Annotated in this window: 15 protein-coding genes; 9 read left to right on the top strand and 6 right to left on the bottom strand. The window is 61.0% G+C overall.

Annotated elements, in window-relative coordinates; genetic code table 11:
- Positions 1 to 261: 261 nt before the first annotated feature.
- Positions 262 to 3,297, bottom strand: a complete 3,036-nt coding sequence (locus ACTHQS_RS09875; protein ID WP_440168201.1) for a tetratricopeptide repeat protein — start codon at positions 3,295 to 3,297, stop codon at positions 262 to 264.
- 569 nt (positions 3,298 to 3,866) lie between these two features.
- Between ACTHQS_RS09875 and ACTHQS_RS09870 the strand changes: the two genes are divergently transcribed.
- From ACTHQS_RS09870 to ACTHQS_RS09840, 7 genes are all read left to right on the top strand, one after another.
- The gene (locus ACTHQS_RS09870) at positions 3,867 to 4,226 is read left to right on the top strand and encodes a DoxX family protein (RefSeq protein WP_440168199.1); all 360 of its coding nucleotides are present in this window, start codon (positions 3,867 to 3,869) and stop codon (positions 4,224 to 4,226) included.
- A 21-nt stretch (positions 4,227 to 4,247) separates the two neighbouring features.
- On the top strand, positions 4,248 to 4,475 hold the full coding sequence (locus ACTHQS_RS09865; protein ID WP_440168197.1) for a hypothetical protein: 228 nt from the start codon (positions 4,248 to 4,250) through the stop codon (positions 4,473 to 4,475).
- A 221-nt stretch (positions 4,476 to 4,696) separates the two neighbouring features.
- Complete coding sequence (locus ACTHQS_RS09860) at positions 4,697 to 5,602, top strand: NADP-dependent oxidoreductase (protein WP_440168195.1); 906 nt, start codon at positions 4,697 to 4,699, stop codon at positions 5,600 to 5,602.
- A 51-nt stretch (positions 5,603 to 5,653) separates the two neighbouring features.
- Positions 5,654 to 6,715 (top strand): alkene reductase, encoded by a 1,062-nt coding sequence (locus ACTHQS_RS09855; protein ID WP_440168193.1) that lies wholly within the window; start codon positions 5,654 to 5,656, stop codon positions 6,713 to 6,715.
- Between the two features lie 12 nt (positions 6,716 to 6,727).
- On the top strand, positions 6,728 to 7,216 hold the full coding sequence (locus ACTHQS_RS09850; RefSeq protein ID WP_440168191.1) for a MarR family winged helix-turn-helix transcriptional regulator: 489 nt from the start codon (positions 6,728 to 6,730) through the stop codon (positions 7,214 to 7,216).
- Positions 7,213 to 8,130 (top strand): SDR family oxidoreductase, encoded by a 918-nt coding sequence (locus ACTHQS_RS09845; RefSeq protein WP_440168189.1) that lies wholly within the window; start codon positions 7,213 to 7,215, stop codon positions 8,128 to 8,130. The genes ACTHQS_RS09850 and ACTHQS_RS09845 overlap by 4 nt, the downstream gene beginning before the upstream one ends.
- Positions 8,131 to 8,259: 129 nt before the next feature.
- Positions 8,260 to 8,646 carry an MmcQ/YjbR family DNA-binding protein gene (locus ACTHQS_RS09840; RefSeq protein WP_440168187.1) on the top strand — a complete coding sequence of 129 codons (387 nt, stop codon included), beginning with the start codon at positions 8,260 to 8,262 and terminating at the stop codon, positions 8,644 to 8,646.
- Between the two features lie 1,193 nt (positions 8,647 to 9,839).
- Here the strand turns inward: ACTHQS_RS09840 and ACTHQS_RS09835 are convergent.
- The gene (locus tag ACTHQS_RS09835; protein WP_440168185.1) at positions 9,840 to 9,983 is read right to left on the bottom strand and encodes a hypothetical protein; all 144 of its coding nucleotides are present in this window, start codon (positions 9,981 to 9,983) and stop codon (positions 9,840 to 9,842) included.
- Between the two features lie 6 nt (positions 9,984 to 9,989).
- Complete coding sequence (locus ACTHQS_RS09830) at positions 9,990 to 10,196, bottom strand: Fic family protein (RefSeq protein WP_440168183.1); 207 nt, start codon at positions 10,194 to 10,196, stop codon at positions 9,990 to 9,992.
- Between the two features lie 597 nt (positions 10,197 to 10,793).
- Here ACTHQS_RS09830 and ACTHQS_RS09825 point away from each other — a divergent pair.
- Entirely contained in the window at positions 10,794 to 11,822 is a 1,029-nt protein-coding gene (locus ACTHQS_RS09825) for a serine hydrolase domain-containing protein (protein WP_440168181.1), read from the top strand.
- 662 nt (positions 11,823 to 12,484) lie between these two features.
- A complete protein-coding gene (locus ACTHQS_RS09820; RefSeq protein ID WP_440168179.1) occupies positions 12,485 to 15,385 on the top strand; it encodes an alkaline phosphatase family protein in 2,901 nt (966 codons plus the stop codon).
- 264 nt (positions 15,386 to 15,649) lie between these two features.
- On the opposite strand, the gene ACTHQS_RS09815 is transcribed toward ACTHQS_RS09820, so the two are convergent.
- From ACTHQS_RS09815 to ACTHQS_RS09805, 3 genes are all read right to left on the bottom strand, one after another.
- Positions 15,650 to 15,928: a recombinase family protein gene (locus ACTHQS_RS09815; protein WP_440168177.1), complete on the bottom strand. Its 279-nt coding sequence runs from the start codon at positions 15,926 to 15,928 to the stop codon at positions 15,650 to 15,652.
- Between the two features lie 210 nt (positions 15,929 to 16,138).
- Positions 16,139 to 16,417, bottom strand: coding sequence for an HPr family phosphocarrier protein (locus ACTHQS_RS09810; RefSeq protein WP_440168175.1), 279 nt, complete (start codon positions 16,415 to 16,417; stop codon positions 16,139 to 16,141).
- A gap of 79 nt (positions 16,418 to 16,496) precedes the next feature.
- Entirely contained in the window at positions 16,497 to 17,345 is an 849-nt protein-coding gene (locus tag ACTHQS_RS09805) for a PRD domain-containing protein (RefSeq protein WP_440168173.1), read from the bottom strand.
- Positions 17,346 to 17,364 lie beyond the last annotated feature (19 nt).

Here is a 17,364-nt window from a genome sequence, read left to right as displayed (position 1 = left end):
ATAACCAGTCGGCCGGAAGCGTCATTCTCTGTCGGCTGAACCCAAGCAACAACACTTTGCATCAAAGCTGACACGCCCGGATGTATATGCTTAGGTCAAGTCCAAAGACTGCTCGCCGTCGCCCGGTCGAGACGCCCTTTCCCGGGAGGCTGATTTTCAGGGCGAACGCCGCGACGGGAGTTGGACGTGGGAAGGGCCGAGAAAGCCCGCCGCTGGCCAACAACTTATGGGAGCGATAGTTGGGTTGTGTCCCGACGGACCCTAAGGTTCAAGAAGGTTGAGAGCGGCCCTGGTTGTTTCGGTATCGGGGTGATCGTGGCCGAGAACTCTAATTTGATCAGCCAGAACGGACCGCCGCAGTCGTGTGGCTTCCGCTAGTCGCAAGGTCATCTGTAGAGCGTTCGCGAGACTAAAGCGCGTGCGGAGGGTAAGGCGATGATCTTCTCCTAGTGTTCTTACTTGTCGGGATAGCACTGCCTGAAAGAGCTTCAAGGCAGCATCGGGCTGTTGAGCGCGAAGCATTGCGTTACCAAGGTCATGCTTAGCCCTAAGCGTGTCGGGATGATCCACGCCTAATACCAACTGTCGGTTTTTGATTAGCTTCACAAAAGCGTCGATGGCTTCGGCGTGCCTTCCTTCTGTAGACAGTAGGCCAGCAATGTTATGGCAAGTATTCAAAGTCCTCGGATGATTCTGTCCGAGAATTCGCCTGCGATCGGCTATAACTTCTTCAAAAAGTTTCATCGCAGCCTTGGGAGACCCGTCGAGCGCGAGAGCATCTGCCAGAGCATGTTTGCTTTCCAGGGTGTCAGGGTGTTCGAAACCTAACACTGAGGAGCGCTTGGACAGTACCTTTTCAAATAGCTGAATTGCCTCTTTACGTTTGCTGGCTCTGAGCAAACTTACAGCCCAATTGTTCTCAACGTTAAGCGTTGCAGGGTGGGTCGGCCCCATTACCCTGGTCACATCGTCGTGCAAAGTCTCGAACCACGCTACTGCTTCCTCTACTCGTTCTTCTCCCAGAAATGTCAAACCATAGTCATTCTTCGTTGCGAGATTATCAGGATCGTCGCCCATTGATTCTTGCTCGTGCGCAGAAAGAAGCTCTCGGTATAGCACGGCCGCCTCATCATTGCGGTTAACCTTCCACAAAGCCTGCCCAAAGGCTTCTAACGTAGGCCAAGTATTCTTATGACCTGGCCCATAAATCCGTTCTTCGTCTGCAATCAGAGACCGAAATGCAGCTTCATCGAAGGACGCTGTTGAATTAACGATTGCTATGTCGCGCCGAGTCGCAAGCGTGTCAGAATGAAAGCCTCCTAAATGCTGGATCTGATCAGCCAGAAGGACTTCGTATAGTGAAGATCCGCGATGATAATCACCTGCCATAGCGATTGCACTGGCAATTTTTCTGCGGTATTGGAAAACTATTTGACTGTATTGCCCTGCGAGCGTCTCCAGCTGCGGAAGGGACCTTTCGTATACAATTAAGGCCTCCGCAAACCGACCAGCTTCGTGCAGCGCATCCCCGTATATAAGTTCCAAAGAAAGCGCCGAGATACTCCACTGGTCCACCTGAGGGAGTACGTATTCAGCTATTCGGATAATTTCAACGAAGTCTCCTGCAGACCCTCGAAGGCCAGTCACCAAGTAGTCTGCAGCCTCAACTAATAGCTGACCGTCCCTAAGCAACCCTCGGGCATAGAGTGCCAAAGTTAACCTTGCCGCATGCTCTTTAGCCGGTTCATCGCCTGAGGGATGCATCTCAAACTCATGAGCCACTTTGTGCGCTAGGAATTCCAGAAGTTTGTTTAGTTCATGAGCAAACACAAAGGAGTCGTCTTCGAGGGCTACTAGCATTTGATCCGCTTCATGAAATTGATAGAGGACTACACTCATGTGACGGATCCACGAGTAGCTCGTTTGCGCGTCTTTTGCAACCAGGGCGACTTCGTCCTCCGCCATGAATCCTAGGGAAATGAGTGATTCAAAAAGCCAGTTTTGGTTCCATTGTTTCGAATTGTGCTCTTGCGGGCTAATGGCTGCAGGAGTGCTTTGGGCGGCAACCGATAGAAAGAGTCGAACACTTTTCGGCAGCGCGTGCCAGGCGACTCTGTAGAGATCTCGGACCTTTGCGGGTAACGCCAAGACCTCCGCTTTATCGAGGCACAATTGCTTATTTGAAAACCGTTTCTGGTACTTCTCGATTTGACAGAATAATTCCAGTGCTAGTGGATTGGGGTAGCGCATTGCTAGTGCGGTGCCCGTGTCCCTCTCAATGTCAGGATAGTAGAATCCTAAAATCTTTTTTCTGTCAGGAATTGAAAGTTTGCCGAGCCCGGTCTTTCGCGACGTTACTCGGCCATCATGCTCTTGATGTGTTACGACTATCAGCCTGTCGGGACGCGCATTAAGGGCACGATCTAACTCGGTATTGTCGGCGGGGTTTCCTGGCCACGCAGTTGTTAACAGCAACACGGGGACCTCGGAGCTGATGAGTTTCTCAAGAAGTTGTGCAAAAATTGCTGTCGATTGTTGGACATCCTCAGCAAGTATCACCACCGGAAGCCCGCGACTGGCAAGGCCGGTGATTAGCAAGTAGGTTTCCCCAAGAAGGTCCTGTGCGGTGCCAGTACCTTGCCCCAGGATATCGACACTTCCTTCTAACAAATGCTTACGTCGCATACGTTGCTTGTTTGATGCTATCGCTCGTTTTACCCCCCAAGTGACTAGGCCGACACCCGGTACAGCAGCGTTTGCAAGCTCTTCTGCCGCGTGACCAAGGCCTTCATTAAACCCTTCTTCACCGACAGCTTTTGCGAAGTCGACCCATATGTTTCCCCCTCCCTTTCGTTTGACGGCCATATCGAGATACTCTGCGTGCGCCTCGAACTGACGCAACTCCTCAGCAAGCATGTTCGATGCTCCACCTGACCGGTTGGAGCAATCAACTCCCCACCACATCCAAGAAGGCAAGCTTTTAGGAACATGTGTAACAGTGGGATATAGGCGCTTGCGACGTGAGGAAACATCAGTGAGGTCAATGTTGTCCGCGGCGAGCGAACCAAGAATAGTGTCGGGCCAATAATTGGGAGTCGATTGTTTATCCGCAGCTAAGCGCGCGTAGAACTCCCTCGCGATGCGTGTTTTACCCCACCCTGAAGGTGCGGTGAGGTGTATCCATTGCGGTCGTTGAGCAGTAGACACTTGATTGAAGGCCGACACCAAGTCATCGACGATGATTCTCTGTTCTTCGCCAACAAACGGAGGTTCCCACACGTTCCGCTCACCGTTCATTCGGTCACTCTCGTTCTGAGCTGAGGCCAGCTGCACTCCTAGTAGGGGCCAATGCTACGACGAAAGCATCCGATGGTCACGGAAGACCGTTCTGAGGCTTATTTTATCTGAGGGTTTCGGTGTTTGGCTGCCCCCGGGCTGGATGTCGCACCACCCACCTAGGACTTGCCGGTTCCCGGAACAAACGGCTGTAGCCGGGGGTGCATGTTTGCTTGGCGCTAGGGATGCCGTGAGCACGTAGGACCCGGCTGCGTCTTCGAACAACCCTTGGGGCCGCTGGGGCGCAGCCCACAGCCGGGGACAATCCTGACGGGTTATCCACCGCTACTGCTGCTGAGGGAGCTTTCCCAATGGCTCCTGACCTTTAGCAGTGGATAACGACCTCTACCTCCTCGGACCTTCAGAACTTTGGAGTGCTTTCTCGCAGTTCCTGCAGAAATATTGATTCGGGCAATCTTCATGCTGGTTCTATGTCTGAAGCGAGTGGCCAGCGGCAAGGCAGAAACGAATCATGCAACGTCCGAAAAGTCAAGCTTTGTCAACACTACTCACGCCAATAAGCCTCTGACGTGCGGAAACACTGTGCCCGAGGTGGGACTCGAACTGCAGCCGGAACGATGAAAATCGCCCAGCCAAAAGCGAAACTCGCGGCTACCGGCCAAGGATGGGTGGAAGACTTCTCCGACGCCGCAGTCAAGAGCATCGGCGCACTCGAAATCCTCGCCGCCCTCGGCCTCATCCTGCCGGCAGTACTGGGTATCGCCACCGTGCTCGTGCCCGCTGCCGCGGCCGGGCTCGTCCTCCTCATGGTTGGTGCGGCCATCACCCACGGCCGACGCCACGAAACGCCGAATGTCATCATCAACATCGTCCTTGGGATTCTCGCCGCTGGCGTCGCCATTGCCCGGTTTGGCCCATCCGGCCTCTGAACGGGAGGGAGTAATCCCTCAATGGGGTTTGCGGCAGCCCACACCGGAGCACCGGTGAAAGCCACCGTCCACCCGAGCACGATGACCTTCGGCGACGCTGAGGCCGCATCACCCCAGGTCATCTCCGAACCGCTCGCCGCGATCACCCAACCCAGTGGGCCACCGGCCGCGGCGGCAACGGCGGCGTCCCCGCAGAACAGAGCGGCGCAGCCAGCAGCCAAGGTAGCAGAAGCACTCAAATGGAACTGAGTGGTGAACCTGAGCCTCAGACTCTCCTGAAAAGACCGGGCGCTTTAGCGATGCCGCTACAACCTCGCCGCCGCGCTGAAGTCCCGAGCCACGATGGACACGGCGTCCGTGTGGGCGGCACCATTGGACACTCGCTCGGTCACCTCGTCGATCCTTGGCTGGTTATCGTGGATATTTGTGGCTAGCCACATACTTCGTTTTCAACAGGAAGAGAAGAGATCATGAAAGCTATCCAGTTTGACCAGTTCGGCGGAACCGATGTTCTGCACGAGGCGGACGTCGAGGTCCCACAGCCCGGTCCGGGGCAGGTGCGTGTCCGGGTCAGGGCGGCCGGAGTGAACGCACTGGACGGAAAGATCCGCTCCGGCGCCCTGCAGGCCGCTTTCCCGACACCACTGCCGGTCATTCCAGGCTACGAGGTCTCCGGCACAGTGGACGCAGTGGGCGTCGGCGTAACGGAGGTGAGCGTGGGAGACGAGGTCGTTGGATGGTCAGATACCGGCGCCTACGCACAGTACGCCCTGGCCACGACCGTCGCCCCCAAGCCCGCCGACCTTGACTGGGAACACGCGGTCGCGCTCCCCGTGGCGGGCGAGACAGCCGAGCGGGTCTTGAACCTGCTCAGTGTCGCCCCCGGGGAGACCTTGCTCGTCCATGGCGCCGCAGGAGCGGTCGGGACCATCGTGGTCCAACTCGCCGCCGCCCGCGGTGCTCGCGTCATCGGCACGGCCGGCCCCACTAACCAGGACTATGTCACCTCACTCGGCGCCGAGGCGACCTTGTACGGGGAAGGGCTCGTCGAGCGGGTGCAGGCTCTTGCCCCCGCCGGGGTGGACGCGGTACTCGACGTTGCAGGGAAGGGAGCTCTCGAGGACTCCATCACCCTGCGCGGCGGCACCGACAGGATCGTCACCCTCGCCGATTTCCGAGCTCATCAGCTCGGGATCACTTTTGCCACCAGTTCCAAAGAGCGCTCGGCCAACCGCCTGGCTGCGCTGGCGCAGGACGCCGCGACCGGAAAGATCGTCACCACCGTCAATGCCTACCCCCTCGCTCGAGCCGCCACGGCCCAGCAGGTCAGCGACACCGGGCACATCCGGGGCAAGCTCGTGCTCACCGTCGCCTGACCGCGCGCTGGCTGTCCGCCCCGTGACCATCACCGCACCGAAGGAAGACCCATGCTGAATACCCTCTGGACGCCGACCACCGTCGGCGGCACCTCTCTCCCCCACCGCCTCGTTATGGCCCCCATGACTCGCGATCGCTCCACCCCCGAGGGGGTGCCCACGGAGCTCAACGCCGAGTACTACGCCCAACGGGCCTCGCACGCGCTCATCATCACGGAGGGCACTCAGCCCTCCCCCGACGGACAGGGCTACCTGCTCACCCCAGGAATTCACAATGACGAGCAGATCGCCGGCTGGCACCAGGTCACCGACGCCGTGCACGCAGCGAACGGCCGGATCTTCATCCAGTTGATGCATGTTGGACGTATATCGCACCCCGAGAACACCCCCCACGGACGCCAGCCTGTCGCCCCGTCGGCGATCCGGCCGGCCGGCGTCATGTTCACCGCATCCGGGCCACAGGAAATGCCGACCCCGCGCTCACTGTCCACTAAGGAGGTCGCCGCGAGCGTCGACGACTTCCGCCGCGCCGCGGCGGCTGCCGTGGCGGCGGGCGCTGACGGCGTCGAGATCCACGCCGCGAACGGCTATCTGGTGCACCAGTTCCTGTCCGACAACACCAACCAGCGCACTGACCTCTACGGCGGTTCCATCGAGAACCGCATCCGCTTCGCCGTCGAGGTCGCCACCGCCGTGGCAAACGAGATCGGCGCCGAGCGCACCGGTCTGCGTATCTCCCCCGGCAACCCCTACAACGACATCGCCGAGTCCGACACCGCTGAACTCTATCCGGCGCTCCTGCACGCCCTCAGTCCGCTCGGCCTCGCCTATCTTCACGTCCTCCACGCTGGCGACGATGCACTGTTGGACGCGCTTCGCGACCTATGGTCATCCACACTGATCCTTAACCGCTCCGGTGCCGACGTTCCCACCCGGGTCAAGGACATCGAGAACGGCTCAGCCGAACTCATCTCCGTCGGCGCCCTCGCACTTGCCAACCCGGATCTGGTCGCGCGGCTACGCTCGAATGCGCCGTTGAACACCCCTGACCCGGCGACTTTCTATGGAGGTGGCGCTGTAGGCTACACCGACTACCCGACGCACAGCGGCTGAATGGACCGAAAAATGCCGACCCCAAATCTGCACAACCCCACTACCTTCGACCAGGGCCCTGTGAGCTACGCAATCTTTCAACTTGCCCGTGCCCACCGGGGCTACGCTGCCGGGCTGCTTCGACAGCTTGATCTGCATCCCGGACAGGAATTGGTGCTCATGCACCTCTTCGACCAGGACGGCCAGACCCAGTCCGAACTTCTCGCCAGCGTTGGACTCGACCACTCCACCGTCTCTAAGACCTTGCGCCGCATGCAAGACGCCGGCCTCCTGATCCGCCAGCCGGCCGAACACGACCGGCGCGTCATGGTCGTCCATCTCACCGAGAAGGGTCGAGCCATGCGCAAGCCGATCGAATCCATGTGGCGGACGTTGGAGGAGACCACGATCAGAAACCTGTCACCTCAGCAGGCGGAATCCGTAGTGAACGCCGCCGACGCCATCGTCAAATCCATCAACGCCCGGGCCCAAACGATCCGGATGGAAAGTGAGACCTCATGACCACCACCCCTTCGTCCCTCCCGGTCCTCGTCGTCGGAGCAACCGGCTCCCTCGGCGGCAAGGTCGTCGACGAACTCCTTAAACGCGGCAAGAAAGTTCGTGCACTCGTCCGCCCGACCACCGACGCGAGCCGACTCGAGAACAAAGGTATCGAGATCGCCCGGGGCGACATGCTCGACCTCGACTCGCTCGTCGCCGCCATGCAGGGAGCGGATGCCGTCATCACTACCGCCGCCGGATACACACGCGGCGGCAAGAACGCGCAGGACATCGACACTGTCGGCAACTCCAACCTCGCCGAAGCAGCCCACCGGACCGGTATCCGGCGTTTCGTACTGACCAGCATCCTGACGAGCGACCAGACACCCCACGTCCCCCACTTCTGGCACAAAAAGGTCGCCGAGGACAAGCTCGAACAGCTCGGAGTCCCGTTCATCGCCCTGCGTCCAGGAGCATTCATCGACCAGGTCGCCAGCATGGGGGGCAACCCCGTCGAAAAAGGCCGAATGATGTGGCTGGGCAAGCCATCCGTCCCGCTGACCTTCGTCCACACCTCCGACCTCGCGTCATACCTGGCGGCGGCCGTCGACGCCGACGCCGATGACGCTGAGCGCATCGACATCGGCTGGGACCGGCCGGTCAGCGTGCTCGAAGTGGCAAGCCTTATGACTATAAACGCCGGAAAGCCCATCAAGGTGCGCGCAGTCCCTTCCGCCGTCACACGCTCCATAGGCGCCGTCGCCGGACGTTTCTGGCCGATAGTGCAGGACATGACGGCGATGTTCGGCTGGTTCGATACCGGCCGCTACGTCGCAAACCCCCGCCGACAGGAGCAGCTGTTCGGGCCCCCTCCCACGGCCGAGGACGCCATCGGCCGCCTCACCAAGGAACTGGTCAAACCGAACCGCCCCTAAGGCAGGCCCCACTAATCGACGTCAAAGTCCCGCCGGCGCCGGGCTGAAATCCCCTTCAACCCGCCGTTGGCGCGCCGTCGCACCAGTCAATATCAGTATTTACTGCCGTATCTTGGAAGGAATGTCACTTTGAAAGGCACAAAGCTGCAAGAGCGAGCAGCGGCCCGCACCCAGGAGCTGCCCGGTGCACAGCTGGAACACCCGTTCGGTGCGGACTGGGACGTGTACAAGGTGCGCGGGAAGGTCTTCATGCTTCTCACAGAAGTGACCGGAGAACCGATCGTGGTGCTAAAGGCCACCCCCGCAGACAGCAAAGCGTTGCAGCAATCGCACGAACACATCACCCCTGGCTATCACATGAACAAGAAGCACTGGATCACGCTGTCCGAGGGCAAGGACATCAACGGGCTCCTGGTTGATGATCTCGTGACCGAGTCCTACCTCCTGGTGGTGGAGAACCTTCCCAAGGCCCAGCAGCCAGTCGACCCAAGCCGCTTCGGGCAAGATCGTCCCTGACCCTTGCCGGGGACAAGGTGCCGGAGAATGCCCGCCGGGCGGCAGGTAACCTTCCCAGGTGTCAGCCGCGGTCACCCATGACACTAGACCTTGACGTCTCTGAAGCGGCCGAGGTGTTCGTGATCGTAACCGAAGAGCCGGATGGGCAGGTCATCATCGGCAGAATCGATCCGGGTCCACGGTGGGCGCCGCGACATTTGCACCTAAGTATGGAACTCGGCCGACGCAACAGCTCAGTTTGGCCACAGGATAGTGCGAACACTGCGTCTGGGCTGATGATGCGCTATAGCTATGCAGAAGAGGCCCAACAGATTTCCTCTGCCCTGGTGGAGGCGGCTGACTACTCCGGCGGGCCCACCAGTTCCTGCAACTCGCCCTCGAAGCAGACCCCGCCTACCGCCTAGCCAAGCTCAGCGACCTGATGATCGGCTCCGGAATGGTCGCCGGCTGGAACATGGACAAAGACCGGGCCTTCCGGCCCCGGGGCCTCGAAGCCTCCTAGCCACGCAGTCACAGCGATATGGACGACGACGGCGGGACCTTCCGAAGCCAGCTCTCCACCGCAGCGTCCCATCCCTCCGGATCGGAATTCCACTCCTTCGTGTGCTCCGCGGAACGGAAAGTGAGCAGCGTTGCTAGTTCGGATCTCCAAAGTCAGACGGATCACCCACACCAGAGTTTGACCGGAAGAAGAGACCGGAGCCCACACACCTTAACTCTGTCGACGGGTCGAACGCCAGCCACAGACTCCGGAGACGTTCCCACTGAACCCGGGACGTCCTCCGAAACCGCGGCTCGGCCGCAAAGTCATGTCGCCTGCAACAGAAAACTTCATGAAGTAGTGAAGGAAGAACCAGGAGGTAGGACCAAATGCAGTCAAAAAAGCCGCCCGTGCACCCAGGACCCTAACCCCGCCCCACACATAACTTCATAGGCCACCGCGGTGCCAGCCACAAACCGCGGCCAGTGTCAGAGGGACCCGCGGAGGGTCAATGTCCAAACATTAAAGCAAAAACCCCTCTGACGAGGGGGAATGCGTGCCCAAGGTGGGACTCGAACTACATTCCCGCCCATGCAAACAGTGGGAACCCGCGAAAACATAAGGAATCCGGGCCAGTCCGACGGCTGTTTGTCCCAGTACGAGACGAAAAGTGTGGACATTGTCCACACCCCCTTATGGGGGCGCTGGAGGACTACCGGGGCACCAAATGGCTGGAAATCTCGGCGACAGCGATCGCCAGGTCGATAGTGCCCGCGGCGACTCCGACGACGAGGTCGAAACCCTCATCCGGGGTAAAGTCGTGGCGGTAACCGTTGATCCACAGCAGCAGCACCAAGAGCGTTCATGCCGTCCGTTTGTTGCCATCAACGAGTGGATGGAACCGTGTGACCGACCCCAACAAGGCTGCCGCCTTCACCGCGAGTTCCGTATAAGCTTCCGCGCCCATGACAGTCGCAGCCAGCCTGGTCAATACTGAGGGCCACAACACGACATCGCGGATATAGAAGCGGTACCCATCGACTACCTGAAGCGCATCTTCAATGTTCAAGTACGCCGTCGCGTTCCTTCCAGGAATTGGAGGGTCAGGTCGATGCCCTCAAGTTCCCCTAACCAGTCTCTCGTGTGGGCGAGTTCTCGTCGGGCAAGGAGATCCGTGTTGATTTCGTCGAGGCGATCGATCATATCGGGGTCTACGACGCGGTGCCGGAGCCGACCTAATGACGCTCCTGGGCCCGTGGGCGGGTGCCGGCGGTTGCGGCGCTGTGTCGGCCAGACGGGGTCCTGCCTGCGCGCGACCCTAATCGAGCGATGGGAGACGTCACCTCGGACAGTGATAGTTCAACCGGCGACCTGAGGCTACTGGGGAATGCTTTCCCTGCTGTGATGGCCGGTAATAAAATTGCTGTGCTGGGGCGGCGGTGCCGTCGTGGTCTGGCCGGACGTGGTGCCGCAGGCGGCCAAGCTTGTCTCATAGGCGGAACGGCGGCACCCAATGACCAAGAAGAGCCACGTTTGGAGGCGGGCGGCCCTTGTATTCGCCCTGGTCCTCACGGCAACTGGCTGCACCCAGTCCAACGATGGACCCACCGCATCTTCGAGCTCACCGAGTCCCTTCGTGTCGCTGGAACATCAAATCCAGTTGTTCATGGATGAGGGAGCACCCTCCGCCGTCGTACAGATCCACTGGCCCGAGGGCGAGTGGTCCCGAGCCTACGGCGTCCGAGACCTCGAAACCAGGACGGCGGCGCAACCCACGGACCGCGCAGAGGTCGCCAGCGTCACCAAGACAATGACCGCCGTGGCCGTGCTGAAGCTCGTGGACGACCACCTCATTGGCCTCGACGAGCCCGTCAATGACGTCATCCCTGGATTCACTTCGTCACTCAAACCACCAGGCCCAATCACTGTGAGGCAACTGCTCAGCCACACTTCCGGGATGCCCGAGGTCAATGATGCCCTGCCGAAAGACATCGACTTCCGCCCCGTCCTTTCCCAGACACTCACCATGGAGCGTGGCCTGCAACTGGCGGGAACCTTGCCATGGACTAATGACGATGTCGGATCATTCAAGTACTCAAACACGAACTACCTCGCACTCGGACTCCTCATCCAGACCCTGCTGCACAAGCCCTTCGTCCAAGTAATGCAGGAGGAGGTCTTTGACCCTCTTGGACTAAAGAACACCAGTCTTAACCAGGTTGACCTGCACGAAGCCGGGCTTTTGCACGGCTACGTGGCCCTGCGCGGCGAGCGTATCGACACCACCAACAACACCTTCTCCGTGGGCAACCCGGCCGGCGGCGCTATATCGACGATGGAGGACCTGAACCTGCTCATGGCAGCAATCTTCCAAGGACGGGCGGTCTCTGCAACCTCCCTGCGCGAGATGAAAACCAGCCCGAGCTTCCGCCCCTACGGGCTGGGCGTGTGGGAGCACGGGGATGGGTGCTCGAAAGAATCCCGGCACGAGGGCAAGGGCTCCTTCGATGACTATCAGACGGTAGCGGTCAGCAGCGGAGACGGAAAGTATCAAGCCGCGATGACAGTCACGACCCCGCCGATGCCCTCGGAGCTCGAAGACCCCTCCACCCAGGAAAAACGCGACTACCTGAACGGCCGGATCGAATCAGCCCTCAACGAGACCCTCGATCGACTCTGCAGCGCGGCCAAATGATGAGTCGGACCCAATAGGCCCGGCTGCGCTTGGACAGCGTGAGCTTACTGGACGAAGAGCGTCCTTGCCGACGTGGTCCCCGTGCGATCAGTGATCCTGGCCTGGTAGGAAATCATGGCCATGGAGGCACGTCCTCGCCGGCGCCAGCGACTGGCCGTGGTAGCTGAGGAAGGTGCTGCTGTAGCCAGGCTCCCTGGCCTCATCCTCGCGCTTCAGCCACTCACCGAGATGAAGCTGGTGATGCTCCCCGTATTTTTCATTGGTTCTTTCGTGCATCCGATGCCCAAATGGATTCTTCGTCATAGGACACGCGACCTTAAACCACGTCTCTGGGAATGCAGAGAGGAAACGGTGCCACCGTGAAAGGAGCCACTTCGAGACCACGGCAATGGCCCGTTCGTTCTCCTGGCCATCCGCGCAGCAGTGAGTGGCGTGGGTTGCTCCGCTGCGCGTGACGCGAGCAGCTCCGTGAGCCGGCCACGAGCTACGGCCACTCGATTCTCCCGTGCGGCGCCCCTGGCGCGTCGGGCTCACGGCCTGATCTGGCCACCTCCGGTCGCGATCACTCCCGGATGCGGTCCTCTACATAAGGCCCCTGATGGTTGCCTGGAATAACCATTACGGTCACCTGAATTTCATTCGGCACCCTTAGTTTTGCCAGCATGACACCAGTCACAAGCCCCGCCCCTGAATCCAACAATGAAGAACAGCCCCGCCGCTCGGTGCTGCGTAAGCTGTCCCGTTCCGTCCGCACCCATAAGCCGCTGGCTGTAGTTGCCGAGGGATGCACTCTCGCCATTCTGGCCGGAGCCGGCGTCGCTGCAGCGTCGACGATCCCCTTCGGCCAGCAGCAGGTCGGCTCCGAAAACGAAAACGGGGAGCAGATCTCCTCGAACCAGGAAATCAAACCAATCGGTGACCGCCTCATGACGCCCTTCGGCAAGATTATGGGCTCCACGGTCAGCCCGGACGGCCGCTTCCTCGTCGGAACCAGCGCCGACCGCTCAGTCGATCTCCAGGTCTTCGACCTCACCACGTACAAGCCGGTCGCCGCGGCAGGCACCCAGGCAGCCACGGCCTTCGCGACCGCGGCAGCCAACGCCGGCTACGGGAACATGGCCTACCAGCACATCACGGATGGATCGGTCGGCCAGGAAGGTCCGGTTTTCTCGCCTGACGGCAAGTTCCTTTATGAGCCCGTCGCGACCGGCATCGTCCGCTACCCTTTCAACGCAGACGGCTCGCTCGGCACCGGCACGAAAATCGACATTCCAACAGCCGGTGAAAAGCAGGCCCTGACAGCTGGCATGGCCTTCTCCTCCGACGCTTCCACTCTCTACGCCGCCGTGAACGGCCAAAACACGGTGGTCGCGATCGACGCCGCTGCCGGCACCATCAAGCAGATCTTCAGCACGGGCATCGCCCCGAGGCAGCTGAAGTTTGTCGGGACCAAGCTTTACGTCTCCAACGAGGGAGGCCGCCCGGCCGTACCTGGCGAGGCAACCATGAACTCCTACGGCACCGACGTCCCGGCCGACCCCAAGCTCGGCACCTCAACAACCGGCACCCTCAGCGTCATCGACACGGCCAACCCCGCCGCTCCGGCGGCTTCCATCGACGTGCAGCTGCACCCGACCGCGATGTTCCTGGACGGGCCCACCCTGTACGTGGCGAACACCAACAGCGACACCGTCTCGGTCGTGGACACGGCCAGCAACAAGGTCCTCCAGACCATCGCCACCCAGCCGTGGTCCTCGTCCCAGGTCGGCTATGAACCGACTGGCATCACCATGCAGGGCGACCACCTCCTGATTTCGCTGGGTCGAGCGAACGCGGTCGCGGTCTACAAGGTCAACAAGCAGGATGCCAAAGATCCCGCCAGCTACATCGGCCTCCTGCCGACGGACTACTACCCCGGAAACGTCACCGCGGTGAACGGCCAAATCGTGGTCACCAACATCCGCGGCGTCGACGCCCGCGGCACGGAAGTAACCATCAAGGAAGGCGCCGGAACAGACGCCGCGACCGGACACGGAACACACTCCACCACCGCATCGCTCACCAAGTTCCAGATGCCCGACGACGACCAGATCCGCCACGACACCGAAACGGTCTTCGAACAGAACGGCTGGGACGGCGGCTCCGCCAAGCAGGCAACCCAGGGCCAAACCGACCATGACCCGGCCGTCGCCGTGCCAAAACGGGTCGGCGAACCGTCAGCCATCCAGCACGTGTTCCTGATCGTGAAGGAGAACCGCACCTACGACCAGGTCTACGGCGACATGCAGAAGGGCAACGGCGATGCGTCCCTGGCCCAGTTCGGGGCGAAGGTGACCCCGAACCAGCACGCCCTGGCCACCCAGTTCGGCCTGTACGACAACACCTACGACATCGGCACCAACTCGGCCGAGGGGCACAACTGGATGATGCAGGGCGATGACCCCGCCTACACCGAGACGAGCGCCGGCGAATACAAGCGCTCCTACGACACCGAGGACGACGTCCTGGGCCACCAGCGCTCCGGCTTCCTTTGGACCGCGATCCAGGACGCCGGGAAGACCGCCAGGAACTACGGCGAGTTCGACTCCGAAGAGGGCAAGCCCGACGGCGCCACCTGGCAGCAGTACTACTGCGCCGCCACCAGCACCATGGCCGGCGGAGACCCCGCCCAGCTGTTCACCCCGGCGCTGCAGATGCACGCCAGCTCGGCGATCCCCTCGCTCAAGGACATCACCGACCCCAACGCGGCACCCTTCGACACCGCCGTACCTGACATCTACCGCTACTCGACCTGGAAGCAGGACTTCGAGAAGAACGGCCCGAAGAACTTCCAGATGATGTGGCTCTCCAGCGACCACACCGGCGGCACCGCCGACCCCCGGGCCCAGGTCGCCGACAACGACCTCGCTGTCGGCAAGATCGTCGACGAAATCTCCCACTCCCAGTACTGGAAGGACTACGCGATCTTCATCGCCGAGGACGACAGCCAGAACGGAACCGACCACGTCGACGGCCACCGCGCCCCCGTCCAGGTCATCAGCCCCTACGCCGTCCACGGCAAGACCGTCAGCACCTTCTACTCGCAGATCAGCATGGTCCGCACCATCCAGCAGATCCTCGGCGCCCAGCCGCTGAACCAGAAGGTCGCCGCGGCCACGCCAATGTTCGACGCCTTCACGAACAAGGCGGACCTGACACCGTTCACCGCCGTTCCGAACCAGATCCCGCTCACCGAAGGCGTCAAGACCGCCCCGGAATGTGGGCTGGATACCCTGGGTCAGACCGGCCCCGCCGCCGCCACCGTCAACAATGAGGCCGCCAAGGCTGTCGCCGTCCCGGCGCCGATGAAAGACACCGCCGAGAAATGGGCGGACTGGTCAGAGAAGCAGCATTTGACCGGCAACGGCGCGAAGGAAGACGCCGCGGATCCCAACCTGTTCAACCGGTGGACCTGGTACCAGACCCACAACTGGTCGGACCCCTACCCCGGGGACGAAAGGATCTACGGGCCCGACGAGGTCCCTGGCATCCCCGCCGGCTCAACCAACCACGAGGACGACTGACCATCCCCTGAACGCCTGGCCACGGGCCGGACGTAGACAAGGTCCCGGTTCCCTTCGCGGGGGCCGGGACCTTGCCCATCCTGGAGCCGCACCTAATGACCTGGTGCGCCTTCCGGCCGGGCGAAGCCCAGTGACTCTGTGAGTCTGTCGCCCTGTCACCCTGCGGCTCCTAGTCCCGCTCTGGCAGTACCTTCTTGAGCGCATACTGGGACGCCCCTCGGCCGCGGACCACCGCGTCCGCCGGCACTTCGATGCCGAACTTCTTCAGGTAGCGGTACATGGTCGGGCGGGACAGACAACAGCCTCTGCCGCCTCGGCAGGAGTGCCGTCCGCAAGGAGCTGGCGTACAGCCTTAAGCTTCGTTTCGATGGTCCCCTGTTTGGGCGCCTGCCGGCCGAACTTCACGCCCCGGGCCTGTGCGGCCATCACCCCAGATCGCACCCGCTCAGTAATCAACTCGCGCTCGTACCGCGCCAGGCTGGCGAAGAGGGCCAACTGGCGGCGATCGGAGGTTCTGTAGAGTTCACGTGTCTCATGAGACATTGGACTCCTGCTGCACCGCTGGGGCCCGGTGGACTCCACGGGTTCCCGCGATTCGATGCTGACCCGGATACTCTCGGGCGAGGTCGTCGTCAATCCCAAGTGCATCCGGGTACTGGCACCTGGCGAACCCTTCCGGCTCTCGTACCAGCGCCCGGTAACCGGCGCAGGATGAGCGGTTGGTGTTGGTCAGGCAGTACTGGCGTTTCAGCCCTACCGGGCGTCGAGGTCCGTTTCGAGTAATGCGGCCAACTGCTCGAGGGCGTCTTCGGCGCCTGGGCCTTCGGCGCGAAGCACTACGGTGTCGCCGTTTCCGGCGCCGAGGCTCATCAGGGACAGGATGCTTGCGGCGTCCATGGCCTCGTCCTTCAAAGCACCGTCGTGGGCGATGGTGACCTCGGTGTCCAGGGCGGCAGCGGCTTCGGTGAAGATGGCGGCGGGGCGGGCGTGGAGACCGGAGGCGCTGGCGATGACTGCTTTGCGTTCGGGCATGGTTGGCTCCTTAAACAGGGATTGGTTTGGTGCGGTTTGGTTTGGTTTGTAGGGTGCTGGGAGGTCTTGGGCGTATCAGTTAACCGGGGACTTTGACGTCGGTGACGAGCCGGGCGACGTGGAGTGCGAGGTAGGCGACTTCGTCGCGGGTCAGGGTAGTGTTGAGGCCCATTTCCAGTAGGTACTGGATTTTGGCGGCGCACACCACCGCTTCGGGATGGCTCTCGATGATGGCGTCGGCCAGGAGGGATGACTCCTCGGAGATCTGTTTTCCGGAGGCTATCCGGCTGAACAAGTACCGCAGGTGGGTGACAAACCGGGCGGCGTTCATCGATTGCTGATCCACGTCGATACCGAAGGTCCGGTCGACCAGTTGAAAGGCTTGCTTTATCACCCCTGTCATTTGCATGGTTTTTTCCATGCCGGGGGTGGCGAACTGCGCGTTGACGAAGTGCATGGCTAAGGCGACGGCTTCGTCGTCACTCAACCGGATACCGAGCGAGGTCTCGACAAGGCCCAGAGCCTCACGGCCCGTGTCCAGTTCCTTTGGGTAGAGCTGGGACACTTCCCAGGCCAAGGGGAATTGGGCGGGGATTCCTTCTTCGAGCCGCTGCACGGCAAAGTGCAGGTGATCAGCCAGTGGTACTACCAATGCCTGGCTGACCCTTAGCCCGAGGCGTTCCTGCGCCAGCGCGGCCACTTCGCCTGCGGCAGTCAGGTAGTCCAGCGGGATGTCATTCAGGAACCGCGCCAGGCGGTCCATGTTGGTGTTTTCTGCCGTGACAAACACTTGGTCTGCGGTGTCGCGGTGAATGTCATCACCGGGTTTGCGGCCGTGCCCAAGGCCCCGGCCAATAGCAACCAGATCCTTGCCGTCATCATCGACTGCCAGCACGGCGTTGTTGTTGAGCACGCGCTTGATCTTCACGTCTTACCGTTCCTTCCAA

This window comes from Arthrobacter sp. SAFR-044 (genome assembly GCF_051965175.1).
Taxonomy (GTDB): Bacteria; Actinomycetota; Actinomycetes; order Actinomycetales; family Micrococcaceae; genus Arthrobacter.
This window is presented reverse-complemented; position numbering and strand designations above follow the sequence as displayed.